The 17,547-nt window shown below is 60.8% G+C and carries 30 protein-coding genes and 2 other RNA genes; 28 read left to right on the forward strand and 4 right to left on the reverse strand.

The window, feature by feature from the left end:
- The first annotated feature begins 173 nt into the window (after positions 1–173).
- Complete coding sequence (locus tag AC0T4W_RS20365) at positions 174–830, forward strand: hypothetical protein (protein WP_476322132.1); 657 nt, start codon at positions 174–176, stop codon at positions 828–830.
- Positions 831–904: 74 nt separating this feature from the next.
- Here AC0T4W_RS20365 and AC0T4W_RS20370 read toward each other — a convergent pair whose 3' ends face one another.
- From AC0T4W_RS20370 to AC0T4W_RS20385, 4 genes are all read right to left on the reverse strand, one after another.
- A complete protein-coding gene (locus AC0T4W_RS20370) occupies positions 905–1,630 on the reverse strand; it encodes a carbonic anhydrase (protein WP_476322134.1) in 726 nt (241 codons plus the stop codon).
- Positions 1,631–1,732: 102 nt separating this feature from the next.
- Positions 1,733–2,791: a PA0069 family radical SAM protein gene (locus AC0T4W_RS20375; RefSeq protein WP_476322137.1), complete on the reverse strand. Its 1,059-nt coding sequence runs from the start codon at positions 2,789–2,791 to the stop codon at positions 1,733–1,735.
- 92 nt (positions 2,792–2,883) lie between these two features.
- Entirely contained in the window at positions 2,884–3,822 is a 939-nt protein-coding gene (locus AC0T4W_RS20380; RefSeq protein WP_476322140.1) for an AEC family transporter, read from the reverse strand.
- Between the two features lie 465 nt (positions 3,823–4,287).
- Positions 4,288–5,007, reverse strand: a complete 720-nt coding sequence (locus AC0T4W_RS20385; protein WP_476322143.1) for an XRE family transcriptional regulator — start codon at positions 5,005–5,007, stop codon at positions 4,288–4,290.
- A gap of 150 nt (positions 5,008–5,157) precedes the next feature.
- On the opposite strand from AC0T4W_RS20385, the gene AC0T4W_RS20390 reads away from it, so the two are divergent.
- The 27 genes from AC0T4W_RS20390 to AC0T4W_RS20520 all read left to right on the forward strand — a co-directional run bounded on the left by AC0T4W_RS20390 (position 5,158) and on the right by AC0T4W_RS20520 (position 17,545).
- Positions 5,158–5,508 carry a helix-turn-helix domain-containing protein gene (locus AC0T4W_RS20390; protein ID WP_476322145.1) on the forward strand — a complete coding sequence of 117 codons (351 nt, stop codon included), beginning with the start codon at positions 5,158–5,160 and terminating at the stop codon, positions 5,506–5,508.
- A 2-nt stretch (positions 5,509–5,510) separates the two neighbouring features.
- Entirely contained in the window at positions 5,511–5,948 is a 438-nt protein-coding gene (locus AC0T4W_RS20395; RefSeq protein WP_476322148.1) for a hypothetical protein, read from the forward strand.
- The gene (locus AC0T4W_RS20400; RefSeq protein ID WP_476322149.1) at positions 5,945–6,217 is read left to right on the forward strand and encodes a hypothetical protein; all 273 of its coding nucleotides are present in this window, start codon (positions 5,945–5,947) and stop codon (positions 6,215–6,217) included. The genes AC0T4W_RS20395 and AC0T4W_RS20400 overlap by 4 nt, the downstream gene beginning before the upstream one ends.
- Positions 6,210–8,255 (forward strand): DNA-binding protein, encoded by a 2,046-nt coding sequence (locus tag AC0T4W_RS20405; RefSeq protein ID WP_476322152.1) that lies wholly within the window; start codon positions 6,210–6,212, stop codon positions 8,253–8,255. The genes AC0T4W_RS20400 and AC0T4W_RS20405 overlap by 8 nt, the downstream gene beginning before the upstream one ends.
- 17 nt (positions 8,256–8,272) lie before the next feature.
- Positions 8,273–8,992, forward strand: coding sequence for an AAA family ATPase (locus AC0T4W_RS20410; RefSeq protein WP_476316021.1), 720 nt, complete (start codon positions 8,273–8,275; stop codon positions 8,990–8,992).
- Positions 8,992–9,603, forward strand: a complete 612-nt coding sequence (locus AC0T4W_RS20415; protein WP_476322154.1) for a hypothetical protein — start codon at positions 8,992–8,994, stop codon at positions 9,601–9,603. Before AC0T4W_RS20410 ends, AC0T4W_RS20415 begins: the two co-directional genes overlap by 1 nt.
- Positions 9,600–9,980, forward strand: coding sequence for a hypothetical protein (locus AC0T4W_RS20420; protein ID WP_476322157.1), 381 nt, complete (start codon positions 9,600–9,602; stop codon positions 9,978–9,980). Before AC0T4W_RS20415 ends, AC0T4W_RS20420 begins: the two co-directional genes overlap by 4 nt.
- Positions 9,964–10,299 carry a hypothetical protein gene (locus tag AC0T4W_RS20425; protein ID WP_476316013.1) on the forward strand — a complete coding sequence of 112 codons (336 nt, stop codon included), beginning with the start codon at positions 9,964–9,966 and terminating at the stop codon, positions 10,297–10,299. Before AC0T4W_RS20420 ends, AC0T4W_RS20425 begins: the two co-directional genes overlap by 17 nt.
- A gap of 10 nt (positions 10,300–10,309) precedes the next feature.
- Positions 10,310–10,930 carry a DUF3164 family protein gene (locus AC0T4W_RS20430; protein ID WP_476322159.1) on the forward strand — a complete coding sequence of 207 codons (621 nt, stop codon included), beginning with the start codon at positions 10,310–10,312 and terminating at the stop codon, positions 10,928–10,930.
- A 1-nt stretch (position 10,931) separates the two neighbouring features.
- On the forward strand, positions 10,932–11,135 hold the full coding sequence (locus AC0T4W_RS20435; RefSeq protein WP_476316008.1) for a hypothetical protein: 204 nt from the start codon (positions 10,932–10,934) through the stop codon (positions 11,133–11,135).
- A 2-nt stretch (positions 11,136–11,137) separates the two neighbouring features.
- On the forward strand, positions 11,138–11,617 hold the full coding sequence (locus AC0T4W_RS20440) for a hypothetical protein (protein ID WP_476322161.1): 480 nt from the start codon (positions 11,138–11,140) through the stop codon (positions 11,615–11,617).
- Complete coding sequence (locus tag AC0T4W_RS20445) at positions 11,618–12,052, forward strand: hypothetical protein (RefSeq protein WP_476322164.1); 435 nt, start codon at positions 11,618–11,620, stop codon at positions 12,050–12,052. It begins immediately after the preceding gene.
- 12 nt (positions 12,053–12,064) lie between these two features.
- A complete protein-coding gene (locus AC0T4W_RS20450; RefSeq protein ID WP_476315999.1) occupies positions 12,065–12,283 on the forward strand; it encodes a hypothetical protein in 219 nt (72 codons plus the stop codon).
- Between the two features lie 13 nt (positions 12,284–12,296).
- Positions 12,297–12,593 carry an HU family DNA-binding protein gene (locus tag AC0T4W_RS20455; RefSeq protein WP_476315996.1) on the forward strand — a complete coding sequence of 99 codons (297 nt, stop codon included), beginning with the start codon at positions 12,297–12,299 and terminating at the stop codon, positions 12,591–12,593.
- Positions 12,592–12,664, forward strand: an RNA gene (locus AC0T4W_RS20460) — hammerhead ribozyme type II. The genes AC0T4W_RS20455 and AC0T4W_RS20460 overlap by 2 nt, the downstream gene beginning before the upstream one ends.
- Before the next feature lie 12 nt (positions 12,665–12,676).
- A complete protein-coding gene (locus AC0T4W_RS20465) occupies positions 12,677–13,348 on the forward strand; it encodes a DUF2786 domain-containing protein (RefSeq protein ID WP_476315994.1) in 672 nt (223 codons plus the stop codon).
- An RNA gene (locus AC0T4W_RS20470) (hammerhead ribozyme type II) lies at positions 13,347–13,416 on the forward strand. Before AC0T4W_RS20465 ends, AC0T4W_RS20470 begins: the two co-directional genes overlap by 2 nt.
- Positions 13,416–13,697, forward strand: a complete 282-nt coding sequence (locus tag AC0T4W_RS20475) for a hypothetical protein (RefSeq protein ID WP_476315991.1) — start codon at positions 13,416–13,418, stop codon at positions 13,695–13,697. Before AC0T4W_RS20470 ends, AC0T4W_RS20475 begins: the two co-directional genes overlap by 1 nt.
- Positions 13,694–13,906, forward strand: a complete 213-nt coding sequence (locus AC0T4W_RS20480; RefSeq protein ID WP_476315988.1) for a hypothetical protein — start codon at positions 13,694–13,696, stop codon at positions 13,904–13,906. Before AC0T4W_RS20475 ends, AC0T4W_RS20480 begins: the two co-directional genes overlap by 4 nt.
- Positions 13,903–14,304: a gp16 family protein gene (locus AC0T4W_RS20485; RefSeq protein WP_476315985.1), complete on the forward strand. Its 402-nt coding sequence runs from the start codon at positions 13,903–13,905 to the stop codon at positions 14,302–14,304. The genes AC0T4W_RS20480 and AC0T4W_RS20485 overlap by 4 nt, the downstream gene beginning before the upstream one ends.
- Positions 14,301–14,732 carry a Mor transcription activator family protein gene (locus AC0T4W_RS20490; RefSeq protein WP_476315982.1) on the forward strand — a complete coding sequence of 144 codons (432 nt, stop codon included), beginning with the start codon at positions 14,301–14,303 and terminating at the stop codon, positions 14,730–14,732. Before AC0T4W_RS20485 ends, AC0T4W_RS20490 begins: the two co-directional genes overlap by 4 nt.
- Before the next feature lie 62 nt (positions 14,733–14,794).
- A complete protein-coding gene (locus AC0T4W_RS20495; protein ID WP_476315979.1) occupies positions 14,795–15,346 on the forward strand; it encodes a DUF4124 domain-containing protein in 552 nt (183 codons plus the stop codon).
- A 59-nt stretch (positions 15,347–15,405) separates the two neighbouring features.
- Positions 15,406–15,747, forward strand: a complete 342-nt coding sequence (locus AC0T4W_RS20500) for a hypothetical protein (RefSeq protein ID WP_476318869.1) — start codon at positions 15,406–15,408, stop codon at positions 15,745–15,747.
- Complete coding sequence (locus AC0T4W_RS20505) at positions 15,737–16,237, forward strand: lysozyme (protein WP_476315973.1); 501 nt, start codon at positions 15,737–15,739, stop codon at positions 16,235–16,237. Before AC0T4W_RS20500 ends, AC0T4W_RS20505 begins: the two co-directional genes overlap by 11 nt.
- Positions 16,234–16,869, forward strand: coding sequence for a DNA-packaging protein (locus tag AC0T4W_RS20510; RefSeq protein WP_476315970.1), 636 nt, complete (start codon positions 16,234–16,236; stop codon positions 16,867–16,869). The genes AC0T4W_RS20505 and AC0T4W_RS20510 overlap by 4 nt, the downstream gene beginning before the upstream one ends.
- The gene (locus tag AC0T4W_RS20515) at positions 16,869–17,237 is read left to right on the forward strand and encodes a hypothetical protein (RefSeq protein WP_476315967.1); all 369 of its coding nucleotides are present in this window, start codon (positions 16,869–16,871) and stop codon (positions 17,235–17,237) included. The genes AC0T4W_RS20510 and AC0T4W_RS20515 overlap by 1 nt, the downstream gene beginning before the upstream one ends.
- Positions 17,234–17,545: a hypothetical protein gene (locus AC0T4W_RS20520; protein WP_476315964.1), complete on the forward strand. Its 312-nt coding sequence runs from the start codon at positions 17,234–17,236 to the stop codon at positions 17,543–17,545. Before AC0T4W_RS20515 ends, AC0T4W_RS20520 begins: the two co-directional genes overlap by 4 nt.
- The last annotated feature ends 2 nt before the right edge of the window (positions 17,546–17,547 follow it).

Genomic DNA, 17,547 nt, shown 5'->3' on the forward strand with positions numbered 1-17,547 from the left:
CAACGCACTGCAAGGCACGCGCTAGAGACCGCGGCTGACGCGGGATAGGCCGGGGCGGTGAGTGCGACATATAGCCGACTCGCATAACTGTTTAATAATTATGACAATCGGGTCTTAGCCGATGCGCTCAACCAGCTAAGGTTCTCGCCCATGTCCTCACTTCAGGAGCAGTCATGAACATCGCCGCTTTGCACACACTGATCCAGCGCGCGCACCAACATGAAGCCAGTACGGGTCACCTAGCCAGTCAGATGCAGGCACACTTGGACCAATTGCACCCGTCCATCCGCCTGCCCAACGAAGACACTCAAGGTGTGCTGCAGCGTTTTGTCAGCGCTTATATCGAGCAGGTGCCGGAGCTGTTGCAGGCCGCTCACCAGGTGTCGCAGGAAGCCGGGATTGAGGCGCAGATCAAACCCGTGCTCAAGGTTGCTGAGCAATTCTTCCTGCAACCGCCCGCACTGATGGCCGGCCATGAAGGACTGGAGGGTTTGCTTGATGAAGCCTATCTGGCCCATCGCCTGGTCGAGGAAGTGAATGACCGCTACATCGCACACTTGGGCGCGCCGTTGATTCCGCTGGATACTACGGTGGCCAATCTGATTGCCCACCAACTGATCGGCGAAACTTTTGCCAACCAGCTGGATGAGGCCGTACACCATGCCGTCGACGGCATGCTCGACGACACCAGCTTTGCCCAGGACTCGGTGCAGGCCTACCGCGAGCGCCTGCACAACCCACAGACCGACGCCGCCTGGCAGCGCTGGCCGTGCCTGTCACGGCAGCTCGGGGTTGAGCTGCAGCTGGATGAAACCCGCGCGGTGGGTTAGCAGGCGAGAGAGCGAACTTAACCCTCTGCTGCTGCGGGTAGCGCTCCCTCCTCCGGCGCTTCGCGACGCGCTGGCTAACTCGGCAAATAACGCGCGCGGGGCGTCGCCATCGGCAGCGGGCTGTCGCCGATCAAGCGGAACTCGCCTTTCTCCGCATCGTAAGCCTTGATATCGCAGGTTTCGATGTCATACACCCAACCGTGGATAAATAGCTGGCCGCTGGCAACCCGCGCCGCCACCGAAGGGTGGGTGCACAGGTGATTGAGCTGGGCCACCACGTTCTCCTCGGTGAGAACGCCCAGCCGGTCATGCCCTTCACAGCCGCAGTTCGCCTCGACCACCTTGAGCGCCACTTCGCTGTGGCGCAGCCAGGCCTTCACAGTCGGCATGCTATCCAGGGTCTCGGGGGCCAGCACGGCTTTCATCGCACCGCAGTCGGAGTGACCGCAGACGATGATGTGCTGCACGCCCAACGCCACCACCGCGTACTCAATCGCGGTGGAAACCCCACCCATCATCTGCCCATAGGCCGGCACCACGTTGCCAACGTTGCGGTTGACGAACAGGTCGCCCGGCGAGCTTTGGGTGATCAGCTCAGGCACCACCCGCGAGTCGGCGCAGGTGATAAACATCGCGCGCGGGTTCTGTGCGGTGGCGAGCTTCTTGAACAGCTCTTCCTGCTGCGGAAAGATCTCACTACGAAAGCGTTTGAAGCCATCAATGATGCTCCGCAGAGCTTCCTCGGCACTCTCAGTACCTGTACGCCCTTGCAGCGGGATCAACTGATGCTTGTATGGCATGTTTGCGGCCTCTGTAAACCTGAATAAACGCTGCTAAAACGACAGCCAAGGCCGCTAGCGAGTCACATACCCAGTGTTACCTTCGAGGATCCTGACAGCAACTTAAAGCAGCGCCAGCTGGCCACCTGGCGGACAAAAGCGCGTGCAATCGAGGTTGAACGCCTCGCGCTGCTGCAGGCCCAGGCGCTTGCTGGCCAGGGCAAAACGTTGCGCGAGCAACTCGGCAAAGGCCCCTTCCCCGCGAAACCGCTGACCGAAGCGGCTGTCATACAGCGCGCCGCCACGGCTCTGGCGAATCAGGCTAAGCACATGCTCGGCACGCTGCGGGTAATGCGCCTGCAACCATTCCTCGAACAGCGCCGCAACTTCGCGTGGCAGGCGCAGCAGCATGTAGTTGGCACTCTGTGCGCCAGCGTCCTTGGCCGCTGCCAGCAAGTGCTCCAGCTCCATGTCGTTGATCATCGGGATCATCGGCGAACACAGCACACCCACCGGAATGCGGTTGTCGCGCAGCACGCGAATCGCCCGCAGGCGTGCCGCCGGTGCCGCAGCGCGCGGCTCCATGATGCGTTTGAGTTCATCATCCAAAGTGGTCAGGCTGATCATCACCGCCACCAGGCGCTGCTGCGCCAGCTCAGTAAGCAGGTCGAGGTCACGCAGAATCAGCGAACCCTTGGTGATGATGGTTACCGGGTGACGGTAGTCGAGCAGCACCTTGAGGCTGTTGCGCGTCAGCAGTTGCTGACGCTCGATTGGTTGATAGGGATCGGTGTTGGAGCCCAGGTTGATCGGCGCGCAGACATAACCCGGCTTGCTCAGCTGCTGTTCGAGCAGCGCCACGGCATTGGTCTTGGCGATCAGCTTGGTTTCGAAATCCAGCCCCGGCGACAGGTCCCAATAGGCGTGGCTGGGCCTGGCATAACAATAAATGCAGCCATGTTCGCAGCCACGATAGGGATTAAGTGAGCGGTCGAAGGGTAGGTCCGGTGACTGGTTGCGGGTGATGATGCTTTTCGCGGTTTCGCTGCGCACCTCGGTCGCCCGGCTGGGCGGCACTTCCTGAAGCCAACCGTCATCGCTGGCGATAATCCGCTGTGGGGCAAAACGGTTATGCGGGTTACTGGCAGTACCGCGACCGCGCGGCGGCAGAGAAACAGGCATGGGCTGACTCCATAAATTACTGTACATAAATACAGTAATTTATGGAGATCACCAAGCGCCGAGCGTCTGCCTGACCTTACGCGGCACCTGAATCAACCCGCTACCAGCAGCAATAACAACGGCAAACTGGCCGCCGCCAGCAGGGTTTGCAGGGTGATGATGCCAGCCATCAAATGACTATCGCCACCCAGCTGGCGGGTCAATACATAGGCCGTCGGCGCAGTTGGCAGGGCAAAGAACAGCACCAGAACCGCGCTTTCCATCGCCGGCAACTGCAAGCCATAGGCCACCGCCCAGGCCAGCATCGGCATGGCCAACAGGCGCAGCAGACTATTGCTGAGCAGGGCTGGAATCTCACCGCCCAGCTGTTCCGGTTTCAGCGCCGCCCCGACACAGAGCAGACCAAGCGGCAGGCTGGCTGCGGCCAACAAGCTAAGCAGACGATCACTGCCGCCCGGCAGACCAAGGCCGCTGAAGTTGGCCAGGGCACCACCGAAGCAAGCCAGGATCAGCGGGTTTTTCAGGATTGGCAGCAACAGACTGCGCGCACTGACGCCACGCTCGGCGGTCAGCGACCAGACCGACAGCACATTCACCGTCGGCACCATCAAGGCCAGCATGATGGCCGCCAGGGTCAGGCCTTCCTGACCAAACAAGCTGCCAACCACCGCCAGGCCAAGGTAGGTATTAAAACGCAGAACGCCCTGGCTAAAGGCCCCAAAACGCCCCGCCGGCCAACCGCGCACGCGCCGCACCAGCAACAGCGCCAACCAGGCAATGCCCAGCGCCAGCAAGACGGCCAACGCCAGGCGCGGTAACGCCGGGTTATCCAGTGGCGCCGTGGCCAGGCTGCTGAACAACAACGCGGGGAACAGAATGAAGTAGTTCAGCCGCTCGGCACCCGGCCAAAACGCCTCACTGGGGAAGGCCCAGCTGCGCAGGTAATACCCGGCGACGATCAAGGCGAACAACGGCCACAAGGCCAACAACAACTCCAGCACGGCAACCTCCAGCCCCAGGCAAGCCGCCATCTTGAGCAGCCGCAGGGGGGTGACGCAAGGTCGATGTCGGTATTAGCAGGCCGTTGAAAAACTACCTACGTTGCTGATACTGCGTTGAAAACAGGCTCGGAAAGCCACTTGTGGCTAACGCGCTTTAGCGCGGCCCGAAGGGCGAGTGAAACGAGTAATGCTCATTTACAGCCAGTAAACTCCGCTTCCTCGCCTGTTTTCGCCTTGTCTCAGCTGCCTCGCCTACGTTTTTCAACGGCCTGCTAGGCTGCTTTACCTGTCCGTCTGTGAGTTAGTGGGAGTATTGGCATAGCCCGGAGAGTCGGCCGGAAGATGGCGGATATAGCCGGGTGATGGCGGCGGACCAAGTATGGCGCGGGGTTGCGGGCGGCAGGCGGTGGGTGGCGGGCCGGAACAGTGCCAAAACTGGAAAACTGCCATTTGGGCGGATTTCGCGGCGGTTATGGCACAGCTCCATGCGGCGCATCAAATCAGCCAGCCGCCTGCCCAAACCGCGCGGCCGACAATGTGCAGCTCGGCCAGGCGATCCTTGGGCACGGTCATAGGCTGGTATTCCTTGTTGTGGCTGATGATCAGCACCGAGCCATCAAACTGGCGCTGTAAGCGCTTGGCATACAGGTGCTCATCAAGCATCACTACATAAACACCCTCACCCTCAAGGGTGTTGCGGCTTTGGTCGATCATGACCGTGTCGCCGTCATCCAGCAGCCCGGTCATTGAGTCGCCATCAACGCGCAGGCACGCCAGGTCAGCAGGCGTCAGGCCCTTCTTGCGCAGGCTATAGCGCGTGAATGACAGCTGCACCAGGACACGGGTGCGCTCGTTCCATGCGCCACTGCCTGCGCTACAGCGGGCATCGTAGAGGGGGACGTAGGCATATGCATCTTCGTCGATTGCCGTGAGTGATGTCGCTGATGCGCCTTTTTTACCCAGTAGAAGCCAGTCAAGACTCTCATTGCCTGCATGGGCGAGCGCCACAGCCACTGCGATGCTTGGGGCGTTAGCACCTTTGATGTACTTGTATAGCTGTGTTTCATGTATGCCTGACAGGTTGGCTAGCTCTCGCTTTCCACCAACACGAGCAGCGAGCGCCTCAATTCGGGTTCCGATGGCTTCTGGACTAAACGGAACTGCCTTGACTTCCAGCTCTGAAGGTTCCGACTGATCGTAACTATCTGATTTCATTGTGGTTAGCCAACTCGCTCTATCTGTGTAGCGAAAAAATCATTCGGAACTAGCTTTTTAGCTTGAACATACAAAGCTGATTAGCTATGTTTATCCGTAACAGGCAGTTAGACAGCCTAAAAAAACCACCCGCCAAGATGGTTGTTACCGATGAACATTGCCGAAATGCCACGCGACCCAGCCCAGCGTTGGGAGTGGATCAAGTACCAACTGCGCATCCATGGATGCGCCCCCGCCGAGCTGGCTCGCCAGCTCGATATTACCGACCGGGCTATCCGCGCGGTGAAGCATGCGCCGTATCCGCGTATAGAGCGGGCCATCGCCGAGCGCTTGGACGTGAAGCCGATGCAGCTCTGGCCCGAGCGCTGGAACCTGGATGGCACGCCACTGCGCCAACGGCCGAACCGGGCCGAATCTTTGATGGCGTATCACTGTACCGAGTGCGCCAAGGATAGCCGTTACGTTCCTGTTTCGCACCGTAAAACCGGCACGGAGGCCTAGACATGCGTCACGGAAAAGACGACCGCACGCTAGACATCTTTGAAGTACCCCGCGCGGTTTTGACTGTGCCGGGCTGCGGCAACTATGCCGCCCAGGTTAGCGAGCAGGTCAGCGAAATGCTGAAAGGCTCCGAGCTTGATCGCTATGAGATTGCCGCCCGCATGTCGCGCCTGAGTGGCGACGACGTGAGCAAGAACATGCTCGACGCCTGGGCCAGTCCGGCACGCACTGACCACAACCTGCCTTTTTATAGAGCGACGTTGCTTGAAGAGGTGTGCGCCAGCCATTTGCTGACTGATTGGCAAGTGGCGCTGCGCGGTGGCCGGGTTGCCTATGGGCGTGATGCTCTGCTGGCTGAACTGGGCCGCCTGGAGCGTACCCGTGATGAGTCGGCGCGCCAGGCGCGCGAACTCAAGCGGCGTATGGGGGAGCAGCAATGAAGCCATCACTGCTCAAACCAGGCACCTGGCTGTTGATTCGCGAGAACTTTGGCACAGCGGAGTACCGCGCACGCTTCGAGGGTCGCACACCGGCTCAGGGCAAAGGCCGTCCAGCCAAGAATCATATTCACAACCCTGACTGGGTCGGCCTCTCCGGTCCGGACGACAAGGGTTGTGCGGTTATCAGTGACTACGAGCTGGCCCGCCGTGGCCGTCTGGCTGAGCCAAACGAGCTTTTTCGGCGACCCAAGGTGACCAACCATGCATAAGTGGTTCACCGCCCAGGAACTGGCCGGCCTGCCGGGCATGCCAGGTACAGAACGGGGCGTTAAGAAGGCTGCTGATCGCTCTGGATGGGAGGGGCAACGCCGCATCGGAAGTAGTCGTGCAGTTGAGTACTCCTTCGCCGTGTTACCTGCCGAGACTCAGGCCGGCTTATTGGCTCGCCTGGTGCAGCAGGAACAACCGCAGGCTGCCGTTCCTGCCGTTGTGCATACGCTCAATATTCCAAAGCGTGATGCTGTTTCAGCGTCACGTTTAAATGATGATCAGCGCGATGTGATGGGTGCGCGGGTGTCGATCATTCGCGAACTTGAGCGCATGAGCCAGATGGTCAGCCAGCAACGGGCCATCATGACCCTGGTCGGCCTGGCCCGTGATGGGCAGCTTAGCCCCTACCTGGCTGAGCGTGTTGAGCGTGCCAACGACCGCAAGAACCCTGACCGCAGCCTCAGTGAGCGCACCCTCAAGCGCTGGCTAGCGGACTTTCGCAAGCATGGCGAGATTGCTCTGGCACCGGCCCGGCGCAAGCCAGATATGAGCATGCCGACCTGGGCCCCAGCTTTCCTCAAACACTACCAGCGTCCACAAAAGCCCAGTGCCGAAGCTGCCTATGCCGCGTTTAGCGCTGAGAATCCAGGCTGCCCGAGCATTCATGCGGTGCGGCGGTTTCTGGCCAAGCTTAGCCCCGAGGCTCGCGAAGCCGGCCGCATGAGCCCGCAGGAGTTGAAGTCGCTCCAGGCATTCCACCGCCTGGGCAGCGACCACCTGTGGCCGAATGATGTATGGGTGGCGGACGGCCATAAGTTCGACGCCGAGGTCATTGACCCGAGAACCGGCAAAGCCTTCCGGCCAGAGATCACCACCTGCCTGGACTGGCGCACCCGCCGCGTCGTGGGCTACGCCATCAACCTGGCCGAGTCGGCGCTGGCCACGCTGGACATGCTGTGCAGCGGCATTGCCCGTTGCGGCATGTTCCGCGAGTTCTACGTGGACAACGGGTCGGGCTTCGACAACGCCCAGGTGCGTGAGGTGATTGACCGCCTGGGTGGTGGCATGACCAACGCACTGCCCTACAACAGCCAAGCCCGTGGCGTTATCGAGCGCTCGCACAGAACCATCCTGGTGCGCCTGGCGAAAGAATTCGACAGCTATATCGGTGCTGATATGGACAAGCAGGCGGGTACTCGCGTGCACCGCATCAGCCGCAAGGCACTCAAGGCCGGTGAGCAGCCGAAAGAAATCCCCACCCTGTTCGAGTTCTGGCCGCGCCTGGCTGCCGCCCTGGATGCCTACAACGACCATCCACACCGTGGCCTGCCGAAAACCCGCGACCCGCAGACCGGAAGGGTGCGCCACCAAACGCCGAACGAAGCCTGGGCCGCAGCCGTGATGGAAGGTTTCGAGCCGCTGACAGCATCGCTTGACCTGGTGACCTCGCTGACGCGGCCGCAAGAAGTGCGGTTTGTTGACCGAGGCCAGGTGCGCATTAACGGCGGCATCTACTTTCTCCAGGATCTGGTGGCCCTGCATGGCGAGCAAGTACGCGTTGCTTGGGATTACCGCGATGCCAAGCAAGTGGGCATTTTCAGCCTGGACGGCGAACACATTGGTGAGGCCGTACTCAACGGCAATGTGCGCCCCGTGTTCACCAAGCTTGAGCGTAAACAGGACACACGCATCAAGGGCCAACTGGCACGACTGGGCACCAAGGGCGAAACGCTCACCGGCAAAGAGGTCGAGGTGCGCGTGATTGAGCGGCCTACCTCCGATGACGGGATTTACCAGCAGCGCCTAGTCGAGGCCAAGGAATACACCGCCCGACTGGGGCAGGCCGAGCCGGAGTTCGTGATTCCCGGCGACTCCATGGCCCGCTACCGCCTCTGGGAAGAACTCGACGGACGCCAGGCCACTGGCGGCGAACTGACCGACGACGAAGCGCGTTGGCACGCCAACTACCCCAAGCACCAAGACTTCAAATCCATTCAACGCATGTATGAATTCGCGGACGAACAGGCCCGCGCTTGACCAAGGGAGCTACAACAATGAGTGTTTCTAAAATCGTACCTTTGACCAATGTGGGCCTGCTGGCCAGCGCCATCGAGCGCGCCATGTTGCGTCCGCAGGGCTTGCCAGGCTTGATCGTGATGTATGCGGCCAGCGGCCTTGGTAAGTCGGTGGCTGCCACCTGGGCGGCGAACCAACACCGCGCATACTACGTTGAGTGCCGCGACACCTGGACAAAAAAGGCCTTTCTGCTGGCCATCCTGCGCGACATGGGCATCCTGCCAGGGCGCACCCTGAGCGAGATGGTTGACCAGATCGCCGAGCAACTCAGCCGCAGCGGTCGCCCGCTGATTGTTGATGACGTGCAGTACCTGCTGGACAAGGCCGCCGCCAACGTCCTGACCGACCTCTATAACGCCAGCCAGGGCACCATCGTGCTGATCGGTGAAGAGCGCGTGCCCGCCAGCCTGGCCAAGCTGGAGCGCCTGCATAACCGCGTGCTGGAGTGGGTACCAGCCCAACCTGCCACGACAGTGGATGTGCAACAACTGGCCCGCGTTAGTTACCCGAAAGTGAGCATGGCTGACGATTTGTTGGCCGACCTGCACCGCGAGGTCAAAGGCTGCCTGCGCCGCGTGGCGGTCAACCTGTACCGCGTCCACAGCGAAGCCCAGGCGCTGGGTCTGAACAGCATGGACTTGGCCACCTGGGCTAAGCGTGGCTGGTACAACGGTCAGCCGCCACGGAGGGGGGTGTAATGGCGACAGGACGCAAGCCCGCTGACCTGCAAATGCTGGGCGGCAAAAGCAACCGCCAGCGCATTTGGGAAGCCCTGCGCGAGTGCCGTGACGGTGCCAGCGTGTACAGCCTGGCCCGAGCAGCAAAGGTTGAAGACGACACCGTGCTGACCTTCCTGCGTTGCCTGATTGCTGGTGGCTACGTGCTGAAGTACGGCAAAACTTACGCTGCTGCGACCTACACCTTGCAAAAGGACGTAGGAGCCGAAGCACCGAAGCTCAACCGCGACGGCACGCTCAACACTCAAGGGCGCGGGGTCGAGGCCATGTGGCGCAGCCTACGCATCCTGCGTGAAGTGGACGCCCGCGACCTGGTGCAGAGCACCCTTGCCTGCGGCGAGGCCGTGAGCCTGAACACGGCCAGGTCTTACCTGCAATGGCTGCATAAAGCCGAGTACCTGGTGCTGGTTGTGGTCGGTAAGCCCGGCACTCCTGCGACCATGGCGCGCTACCGCCTGGCCCATGGTGCAGACACCGGCCCACGACCGCCGATGATCCAGCGCGTTGGTCAGGTGTTCGATCCCAACCTGGGTGAAGTGGTTTATCGCCAGCCAGCCGAGGTGGTCGAATGAACGCCGTCCGCCTTGAAGCCTGGGGCGAGCAGCCCCCGCTGTTTGTGCAACTGCTGGGGGCCGAGGTGGCCCGCAGCAACATGACCAAAACCGGTCAGCGCATCGGCATGAGCCGCACCGCCGTAAGCCTGGTGCTGGCCAACCGTTACCCATCACCCAGCACGGCCGGCGTAGAGCGCCGTGTGATGGACGTGCTTGGCCGCTTGGAATGTGTGGCCCTGGGCGAGGTTGTCACCAGCTCGCAGTGCCAAAGCTACCGCGAAAAAGCAGCGCCAACCCACAACCCCAGCGCGATGCAGCACTGGCGCGCCTGCCAGTTCTGCGCAAACAACCCCACCTGCACCGCCCAGGAGAACGCCCATGCACGCATCCACTGAACGGCCGTTGAAAGTGCTTACCAAGGACCACCGCGCCCAGGTCGCCAACTTCAACCAAGCCTGCCGCGAATTACAGCGCCAGGGCGTACGCCTGCACCGCATTGACCTGCAGGGCAACCGCCTGGAAATCGACCACGAAGCCGGCCGCCGTCTGGTGAGCCAGCGCCAGGTGCTTGGGCTCACACGCCGCGCAACGGCGGGCAGCACCGCCTTCACCGCGCTGTTTCAGGGCGTATTTCTGGAATGGCGCGAACCCATCAGCTACCGCGACAACCTGAACACCGCCGCCCCGGCTGGCATCGACCTGACTTTTCACTGAGGACAATTACATGCAAGCACAACAAATTCAGATCCCCGAAGGCTGGGTGCGCAACGCCGTAGGCGGCTTGGTGCACGAAACCGAGATCCGAGAGCAGGACAAGCTGCGCGATGGAGTTGTGACCGAAATCGCCACCATGGCAGTGACCCTTAGCGCCGCACTCAAGGTGCTGAAAGCCAAAGCCCTGGCTGATATTGATGACCTCATCAGCATCGCGGGCGAGAAGTACGACATGAAGCTTGGCGGGCCGAAGGGCAACGTCACGCTCACGAGCTTTGATGGCAGCTACAGGGTGCAACGGGTCTCCGCAGACCGCATCACCTACACAGAGGAAATGGAGGTCGCCAAGGCCAAGGTATTCGAGTGCATCCGCTCCTGGAGCGATGAATCGAACAAGCACCTGGTCACCATCGCTACCAATGCATTTCGCCTCAATCGCCAGGGCGAAATCAGCGTTTCCCGCGTTGCCGAAATGATGCGGATAGAGATCGATGACCCCGAGTGGAAAAAGGCCATGGAGGCGGTCAAGGACAGCCTGGCCGTATCTGGCAAAGCGATCTATGTCCGAGTGCAGGAGCGCCAGCAAGACGGGGCTTACAAGACGGTCAGCCTTGATATTGCGGGGGTGTGAGATGGGACTTCTGACGAAAATGACCTGGCCGAGCACCTCTTTGCTCAATCTGCTTGATGACGCTGAAAAAAGCGAGGCGGATGTCTTCGACGTAGTGCACCTGGAGTTGAACAGCGGTAGCGATTACCTAGTGACGGTTATCACTGGCCCGAAGGCTGAGAAAGCGGCCGAATTGCTTGAGCGCCTGCGTTCCGAGGAGGACTAAACATGAGCTTGGAATACATCCGCACCAACTACCACGTCGCGGCCAAAAAAGGCGGCCGGGTCAATGCCTACGGCAAGCCTGGAACGATTACCGGCGCCAGCGGCTCGCACTTGCTGATCAAGCTGGACGGTGAGAAGCACAGCAACCCGTACCACCCACGTGATGGTATCGAATACCTGGCTCAAGCCGTCGAGCCTAAGCCCAGTACCGCCAAAGTCATCGCCTATTGCTTCGCCTCCGGGCACATCCAGTTCGGCTCGTCTGTGCCCGATGGAGCCATCGGAATCGCCACGGGCACAGACCAAAAGGTCCGCGACACCATCGAGGTCACGGCGCGCTTATCTCGTCACGACAACGAAACGCTGTTCGTGCCTGGTGTCCCTGAGGCAGCGAGTCAGCGTGAAGGGATGACCGCTCTTGCTCGCTACATCCAGTACCTGGGCGAACGCAATGGGCCGGGTTTCCGGGCACTGGGGGCTTGAATGCAGCGCTACAACGAAACTCACAACGATCCACTGCCGGAGCGTTCCGCGCATCTGGAAAACGAGGCACTGCGCATTGAACAGGCAACCCAGGCGTTTCTGGCCAATGGCGGAAAGATCGAGCAGATCGGCTACCAGATGAGCGATGCGCCAGCGGTATTCGTCATCAACGCCGAGAAGACGCCTGTCTACGCCCACCTGTTCCAGGCGGCACCAGCATCAACGGCACCTGCAACGGTTGAGCCTGCTAAGCCGCAGGCTGAGCCAGCACCAGAGCCGAGCAGCGACCTAGAAACCAAGCAGGCCGCGCAGATCATGGCGCGCGCAGCCCTGGGCGAGCCGCCAAAGTGGATCGCCAAGCAGCTGCACATGACCGAAAAGACCGTGCGCCAAAGGGCTCGCGATTATCACATCAGCTTCAAACACCAACGCTAGGAGGCCCACGCCATGGCTCAACACACCATCACCATCAACGACCTGGACGGTGGCATTTCCATCCGTCACGAAGGCAGCGGCGAAGAAACGGCAGCGGCGCTGCTCGCCAAAGGCCTGGTCGAGGTCGCCCAAGGAATATTGAACAAGGCAGCCAAGCGGCCGTGCCAGTGCCCGAAGTGCCAGGCCAAGCGCAATGCAACTACCACCGAACCCAAACCAACCCTGCACTAAGCGAGGAATCACCATGCAACTGACGCAAAAAGACCTGATCGACACCATCACCCAGGAAGTGGGTGTAAGCGGTACGCCGATCAATAAAACCCAAGTCGAGGCGGTGCTTAACCGTCTGTCCATCATCGCCACCCGCACCCTTAAAGCCGGGAGCGACGTGCCGCTGCCCGGTCTCGGCAAACTCAAGGCCAGCCAGCGTGCCGCCCGTACTGGTCGCAACCCGGCAACCGGCGCGGCCATCGAGATCCCGGCCAAAGTCACGGTCAAGCTGGCCACCGGCAAAGCCCTGGAGGACGCACTGAACCCCTAAGCGAAACCGCCCCGGCCTAGCCGGTGGTGGTCTGCCCAGCGTGGTTGCTGGGTACTGATGAGCAGCCGAGTACGGAGAGCAACATGGATCACAAGAAAGCCCTGGACAAGATCAAGAAGTGCTTGAGCCTGGCCAATAGCAGCAACCCGCACGAAGCCGCTGCAGCAATGCGCCAGGCCCGCGCGCTGATGGAGAAGTACCAGCTCGAACAGTCGGACGTGGACATGATCGACATCGAGGAGCACGGCACCCGGAGCGGCTCGAAAATGAAGCCCGTGCAGTGGGAGGCGAACTTGGCCGGCACGGTGGCTAAAGCCTATGCCTGCCGCCTGCTGTTTATGGCTGGACTCGGTGAGTGGCGCTTTATCGGTGAAATGGCCGAGCTGGCCAGTTACACGATGGCAGTGTTGCTACGTCAGGTACGCCAGGCGCGTCGCGACTACATCGGCACGGCGCTCAAGCGCTGTAAGTCGACAACCAAAACCAAGCGCGCCGATCAGTTCTGCGAGGCCTGGGTGTGGGGAGTCAGCTCCAAGGTCTCCGAGTTCGCAGGGGCTGAGCCATCGCCTGCCGCTGATGCGTACATGCTCAAGCACCACCCCGAGATCGAGAAGGGCAAGACGGTGGATCGCAATGCCAAAACTAAGGCTTTGAGCCAGCGCGCCATGGACGATGCAGCTGCTGGGTTATGTGCTGCCAGCGATGTACAGCTTAACCATGGTGTCCAGGGGCAAGCGCCACTAGCACTGCACTAAGCGAAACCTCGCCCACCAGGGCGACGGTCTGCCGGGTGTGGTTGCCCGGTACTGATGAGCAGCCAAGATGAGTAAGACAAAACGGACGGAGCGCATCCGCAAGCAGGATGCCGACCGCCAACAGGACAAGCGCAACCGCGACGCGGCGCATCGAGAGCGTGTGGGCGCGGAAGTGACAAAACTGACCACCTACCGGGGCACCCGTGCCGACTGGGCGCTGATGCAGCAGGTTGGTGAGTATGAGGAAGTCGAGGAAGTGATAACGCTTATGACCCGCTACATGGCGGGCATGGCCAGGCGCGACCCGCAGGCATTCCGCGATGCCATGAACCCGAGGAACCCGGTATGAATGTTCAACCTGCCGATTATGCGACGCCCACTCAACGAGCCGCCTGGTATGGCCCGGAAAAGCTATGCAGCAAGTGCAGTGAATACTGGCCTGCTGACGAAGAGTTCTTTTTCCGGGAAACGCGGAGAAAGGACGGCTTAGCCGCCCATTGCAAGGCGTGTTACTACGAAACTCCGTCAGTTCTGAAGCGTCGCGGGCGGCTGCAATGAGCCTGGCTAAAATCCATATTGCCAAGCAGCAGCTCGGCCTCGATGACGACACCTACCGGGCGTTGCTGTTTCGCATTGCCCGCGTGCGTTCGGCAAAAGACCTGGACAAGCGTCAGACCAGTGAGGTTCTGGCCGAGTTTGAGCGCCTGGGCTTTAAGCCAGCCCCTGCGAAGAAAGCCCGACGCGCAGCCCCCAAGCCAGCACCTGACCGTGCCGCCCAGGTATCCAAGATCGAGGCCTTCCTAGCCGAAGCTAATCGCCCCTGGAGCTATGCCGATGCGATGGCCCTGCGCATGTTCAAGGTTGAGCGTGTCGAGTGGTGCGACGCCGACCAGCTGCGCCGCCTGATTGCTGCACTGACCTACGATGCCAAACGCCACGGGAGGCCTGTACAGTGAATATTGAGCAGGTACGCGAGTTGTTGCCGGAGACTGTCCGCCGTATTGCCGACATTGCAGGGCTACCAGCGGCGATGAAGCTGGTAGACGAAATTGGCGGCACGTCCTGGTTCTTTGCCAAAGGCTTTGGCCCATCGGGGCAGGCGCGGGTTGCCGCCTTGGCCGATATTGTGGGCGAAGAGGCCGCGCAACGGCTGACACAACTCATGCCAGAGCGTGATGATGTGTACATTCCCCGGTGTGACGTGGCACTACGCCGGTTGCGCGATCTTGAAATGCATCGCCAGTTTGAACAGGCTGTGCGTGACGGTGTTTCCGCTAATACGGTGGTTGCAGAGCTCGCCCGCACGTATCGTCTGAGTGATCGCCGCGTCTGGATTATTCTCAAGCAGCCTTTGAGCAGCAGCCAATCAGGGTTGTTCGATTAGCCGCCTGCTTGGGTTGCGAGGGGTCTCGCGTTAAAGTTGCATTGACTGTTAAGGAGGGAACCATGCGTCTATTGCTTGCTCTACTGTGCTGTACAGCGCTGCCGGCTCAAGCGGCCACCGTGTTCAAATGTGTGGATGCTTCAGGAAAAGTGACATTTACTCAGCAGCAGTGCCCGGACGGAAAGGTGCTGGCCGATGTGGTGCGGGCTCACAATGCTGCCCCCAGTGGTAGCAGCACACCGTCAACGATGGCACCGGAGCCAGGCAGTCGGCGAGACTTACTGCGCCAGGAGTTCAAGCAACTGGCCGATGATATGCGAGCCCCCCGGCCTACCTCTGGAGGGGTTACGGTGGTGGGTGGATCAGTCGCGCCGCCCCCTTGCTCTACAGGGTTGTCTGATCGCGATCTACGCACCGCGAAAGTGCGTGGCGAGGTGGTGCCTGGCATGACTCGCAAGGATGTGGAAAGCATGTATGGCAAGCCCAACAATGATGGCGCGCAGGGTGCCGGTAGCAGCACCTACTGGAAAGATAAGTACCTTGCTGTCACTCACGTAAGTTATGACAGCAATGGTTGTGCACGCTCCAGCTATCAATCCGGCCATAAACCCTAGCCGCACCGCTGAACCCCATCCTCTAAAGCCTCCCCTCTCATGCCGCCGACTATGGCGGCATGAACATTCAAGCCCCCGTATCCCAGCCCAACCCGCGCGACCTGGCCGCCGCCATTCTGGCCGAGCCGGTGTTGGCGCAGCGCCAATTGATGATGGAGCGCTGCCCAGCCGAGTTGCGGCCGTTGGTAGAGGAATACGTGCGGATTGGCTTTGCCAAGGTCAAGAGCTACCGGGCACACATCGACCGTCGCGCGCAAAGCGCACGCGAAAAGCCAGCAGCGGCCCCCCGTCGCGAAGCCAAAAACAGCGTCATTCACCACACCAGTTCCGCGCCTGAGTTCGGCAATCAGCGCCTGGCCGAGCTACGCGCGCTGATCGGAGGTGCACCCCGTGGGCATTAAAAGCCGCATCGCGCTGGCAATCGTTGCCGCCACACCCGTTGTCGCCCATTACGAAGGTCGCAACCTGCTGGCGTACCTCGACCCTGTAGGCATCCCGACAATCTGTGAGGGCTGGACGTATGGCGTGCGCCTTGGCGACGTGGCGACAGATGCCGAGTGCGACCAGAAAACCCAGCTCGCGCTCCAGGAGGCAGCGGAGGTTTTTGAACGCTGGGTGCCCATCAAGGTTATCGCGAGCATGGATATCAAAAGCATCGCGGCCTTTCTGTCCTTTATCTACAACGTCGGCCCCGGCAAACCGGGCGTAAAAGACGGCTTTGTCTGGCTCAAGAGTGGCCGCCACTCGACCCTGCTGCTGCATCTGCAGGCTGGCCGTATCCAGCCAGCCTGCGCACAGCTCAGTTACTGGGTGAGCGCCGGTGGTCGCAAACTGGGTGGGCTAGTGCTTCGCCGTGCGGCCGAGCGCAAGCTTTGTGAGGCGGGCCTATGAGCGCTTTCAGCTCGACCTGGTTCAAGGCAGGCTTGGGGCTTGGCCTATTACTTCTTGCACTCTCGTTCTTTCTGTCAGCTCTGCAAGATGCCTACGACCAGGGGCATGCCCAAGCCAAAAGTGACGGCGCGCTGGCCCTAGAACAGCTGCGTCTGGAGCATGCAGGGGCGCAACTTGATATGACCCGCCGCGCTGCCGCCAGTGCCAAAGCAGCCGCCAAACGCCTGCAGGAAGAGCAAGCCCACAACGACAAGCTAGCCGCCGACCTGGCCGAGCAGCAGCGCACCCACCGAAAAACCACAGACCGCCTTACAGGGGAGATTGCCCGTGTTAACGACCTCTATCGTGACGCCCTCGACGCGCCGCCTAAGCCTCTGCCTGCTTGCGTGTTCACTGCTGGTTGGGTGCGCGTTTATGACGAAGCAACCGGAGCCGCCGCCCCCGGAATGCCCACGGCCTCAGATACCGGCCGAGCTGCTGCGCAAGTCGCCGAAGGCCGAGCCGCTGAGCAACTCGATTCAGGCATCAGCCAGCGCGACGTCCTGGAGCACCACACTCGCTACGCCGAGCAGTGCCGCAACACCGCCGCGCAGCTTGACCTTCTGATTGATGCCGTACAGGAGACGCACTGATGCAAATGGATTTAGGCACCGCCGCCACGTTGATGGGTGTGTTCGCCACGATCATCACCGGGCTGGTCAAGTTGCTGCTCTGGCAGTTCGAGAAGCGTCTTGGTGAGCGTTTCGCTGGCCAGGATGAGGCGCGAAAGATCGCCAGCCAACACTGGGAAGATAGCTTCGCCAAGGTATTGCAGCGTCAGGACAAGGACGCGGAAGCATTGCAGAAACTGGACCGCGCGTTCCTCCACTTCAAGGCTGAACTGCCGCTGGAATATGTCCGGCGCGAGGATTGGGTGCGTGGCCAGTCTGTGATCGAGGCCAAGCTGGATGGCTTGGCGCTCAAGTTTGAAAACATCCTGCTCAAAAGGAACGCGCAATGATCGATGCAGCCAAAGCACGCCGGGAAACCCTGCGCTGGTACATCCTGCTGACCCTGAATACCTCGCGCCCGGTTGACCCGCATGAGGCGGTGGTGCTGTCTACCATCCAGGGAATCTATCCAGACGCCACGCAGCTGGAGCTGCGCCGCGAGCTGGACTACCTGCACGACCGCCGCCTGGTAACGCTGAAGAAACAGCCGTCCGGCCCGTGGGTCTGTGGCCTGACCCACTATGGAGTGGATATCGCCGAGTACACCATCGAATGCAATGCAGGCATTGCTCGCCCGGAAAAATACTGGAGCGCTTGACC

This window comes from Pseudomonas sp. C7.1, assembly GCF_056312395.1.

Coding starts and splice junctions, on each gene's coding strand:
- AC0T4W_RS20480 (WP_476315988.1), top strand. CDS start 13,694: ATGAATGTTCAACCTGCCGATTATGCGACGCCCACTCAACGAGCCGCC.
- AC0T4W_RS20425 (WP_476316013.1), top strand. CDS start 9,964: ATGCACGCATCCACTGAACGGCCGTTGAAAGTGCTTACCAAGGACCAC.
- AC0T4W_RS20410 (WP_476316021.1), top strand. CDS start 8,273: ATGAGTGTTTCTAAAATCGTACCTTTGACCAATGTGGGCCTGCTGGCC.
- AC0T4W_RS20515 (WP_476315967.1), top strand. CDS start 16,869: ATGCAAATGGATTTAGGCACCGCCGCCACGTTGATGGGTGTGTTCGCC.
- AC0T4W_RS20500 (WP_476318869.1), top strand. CDS start 15,406: ATGAACATTCAAGCCCCCGTATCCCAGCCCAACCCGCGCGACCTGGCC.
- AC0T4W_RS20380 (WP_476322140.1), bottom strand. CDS start 3,822: ATGGCGGCTTGCCTGGGGCTGGAGGTTGCCGTGCTGGAGTTGTTGTTG.
- AC0T4W_RS20420 (WP_476322157.1), top strand. CDS start 9,600: ATGAACGCCGTCCGCCTTGAAGCCTGGGGCGAGCAGCCCCCGCTGTTT.
- AC0T4W_RS20450 (WP_476315999.1), top strand. CDS start 12,065: ATGGCTCAACACACCATCACCATCAACGACCTGGACGGTGGCATTTCC.
- AC0T4W_RS20445 (WP_476322164.1), top strand. CDS start 11,618: ATGCAGCGCTACAACGAAACTCACAACGATCCACTGCCGGAGCGTTCC.
- AC0T4W_RS20465 (WP_476315994.1), top strand. CDS start 12,677: ATGGATCACAAGAAAGCCCTGGACAAGATCAAGAAGTGCTTGAGCCTG.
- AC0T4W_RS20430 (WP_476322159.1), top strand. CDS start 10,310: ATGCAAGCACAACAAATTCAGATCCCCGAAGGCTGGGTGCGCAACGCC.
- AC0T4W_RS20370 (WP_476322134.1), bottom strand. CDS start 1,630: ATGCCATACAAGCATCAGTTGATCCCGCTGCAAGGGCGTACAGGTACT.
- AC0T4W_RS20385 (WP_476322143.1), bottom strand. CDS start 5,007: ATGAAATCAGATAGTTACGATCAGTCGGAACCTTCAGAGCTGGAAGTC.
- AC0T4W_RS20475 (WP_476315991.1), top strand. CDS start 13,416: ATGAGTAAGACAAAACGGACGGAGCGCATCCGCAAGCAGGATGCCGAC.
- AC0T4W_RS20510 (WP_476315970.1), top strand. CDS start 16,234: ATGAGCGCTTTCAGCTCGACCTGGTTCAAGGCAGGCTTGGGGCTTGGC.
- AC0T4W_RS20365 (WP_476322132.1), top strand. CDS start 174: ATGAACATCGCCGCTTTGCACACACTGATCCAGCGCGCGCACCAACAT.
- AC0T4W_RS20440 (WP_476322161.1), top strand. CDS start 11,138: ATGAGCTTGGAATACATCCGCACCAACTACCACGTCGCGGCCAAAAAA.
- AC0T4W_RS20390 (WP_476322145.1), top strand. CDS start 5,158: ATGAACATTGCCGAAATGCCACGCGACCCAGCCCAGCGTTGGGAGTGG.
- AC0T4W_RS20375 (WP_476322137.1), bottom strand. CDS start 2,791: ATGCCTGTTTCTCTGCCGCCGCGCGGTCGCGGTACTGCCAGTAACCCG.
- AC0T4W_RS20395 (WP_476322148.1), top strand. CDS start 5,511: ATGCGTCACGGAAAAGACGACCGCACGCTAGACATCTTTGAAGTACCC.
- AC0T4W_RS20495 (WP_476315979.1), top strand. CDS start 14,795: ATGCGTCTATTGCTTGCTCTACTGTGCTGTACAGCGCTGCCGGCTCAA.
- AC0T4W_RS20520 (WP_476315964.1), top strand. CDS start 17,234: ATGATCGATGCAGCCAAAGCACGCCGGGAAACCCTGCGCTGGTACATC.
- AC0T4W_RS20415 (WP_476322154.1), top strand. CDS start 8,992: ATGGCGACAGGACGCAAGCCCGCTGACCTGCAAATGCTGGGCGGCAAA.
- AC0T4W_RS20435 (WP_476316008.1), top strand. CDS start 10,932: ATGGGACTTCTGACGAAAATGACCTGGCCGAGCACCTCTTTGCTCAAT.
- AC0T4W_RS20455 (WP_476315996.1), top strand. CDS start 12,297: ATGCAACTGACGCAAAAAGACCTGATCGACACCATCACCCAGGAAGTG.
- AC0T4W_RS20485 (WP_476315985.1), top strand. CDS start 13,903: ATGAGCCTGGCTAAAATCCATATTGCCAAGCAGCAGCTCGGCCTCGAT.
- AC0T4W_RS20400 (WP_476322149.1), top strand. CDS start 5,945: ATGAAGCCATCACTGCTCAAACCAGGCACCTGGCTGTTGATTCGCGAG.
- AC0T4W_RS20405 (WP_476322152.1), top strand. CDS start 6,210: ATGCATAAGTGGTTCACCGCCCAGGAACTGGCCGGCCTGCCGGGCATG.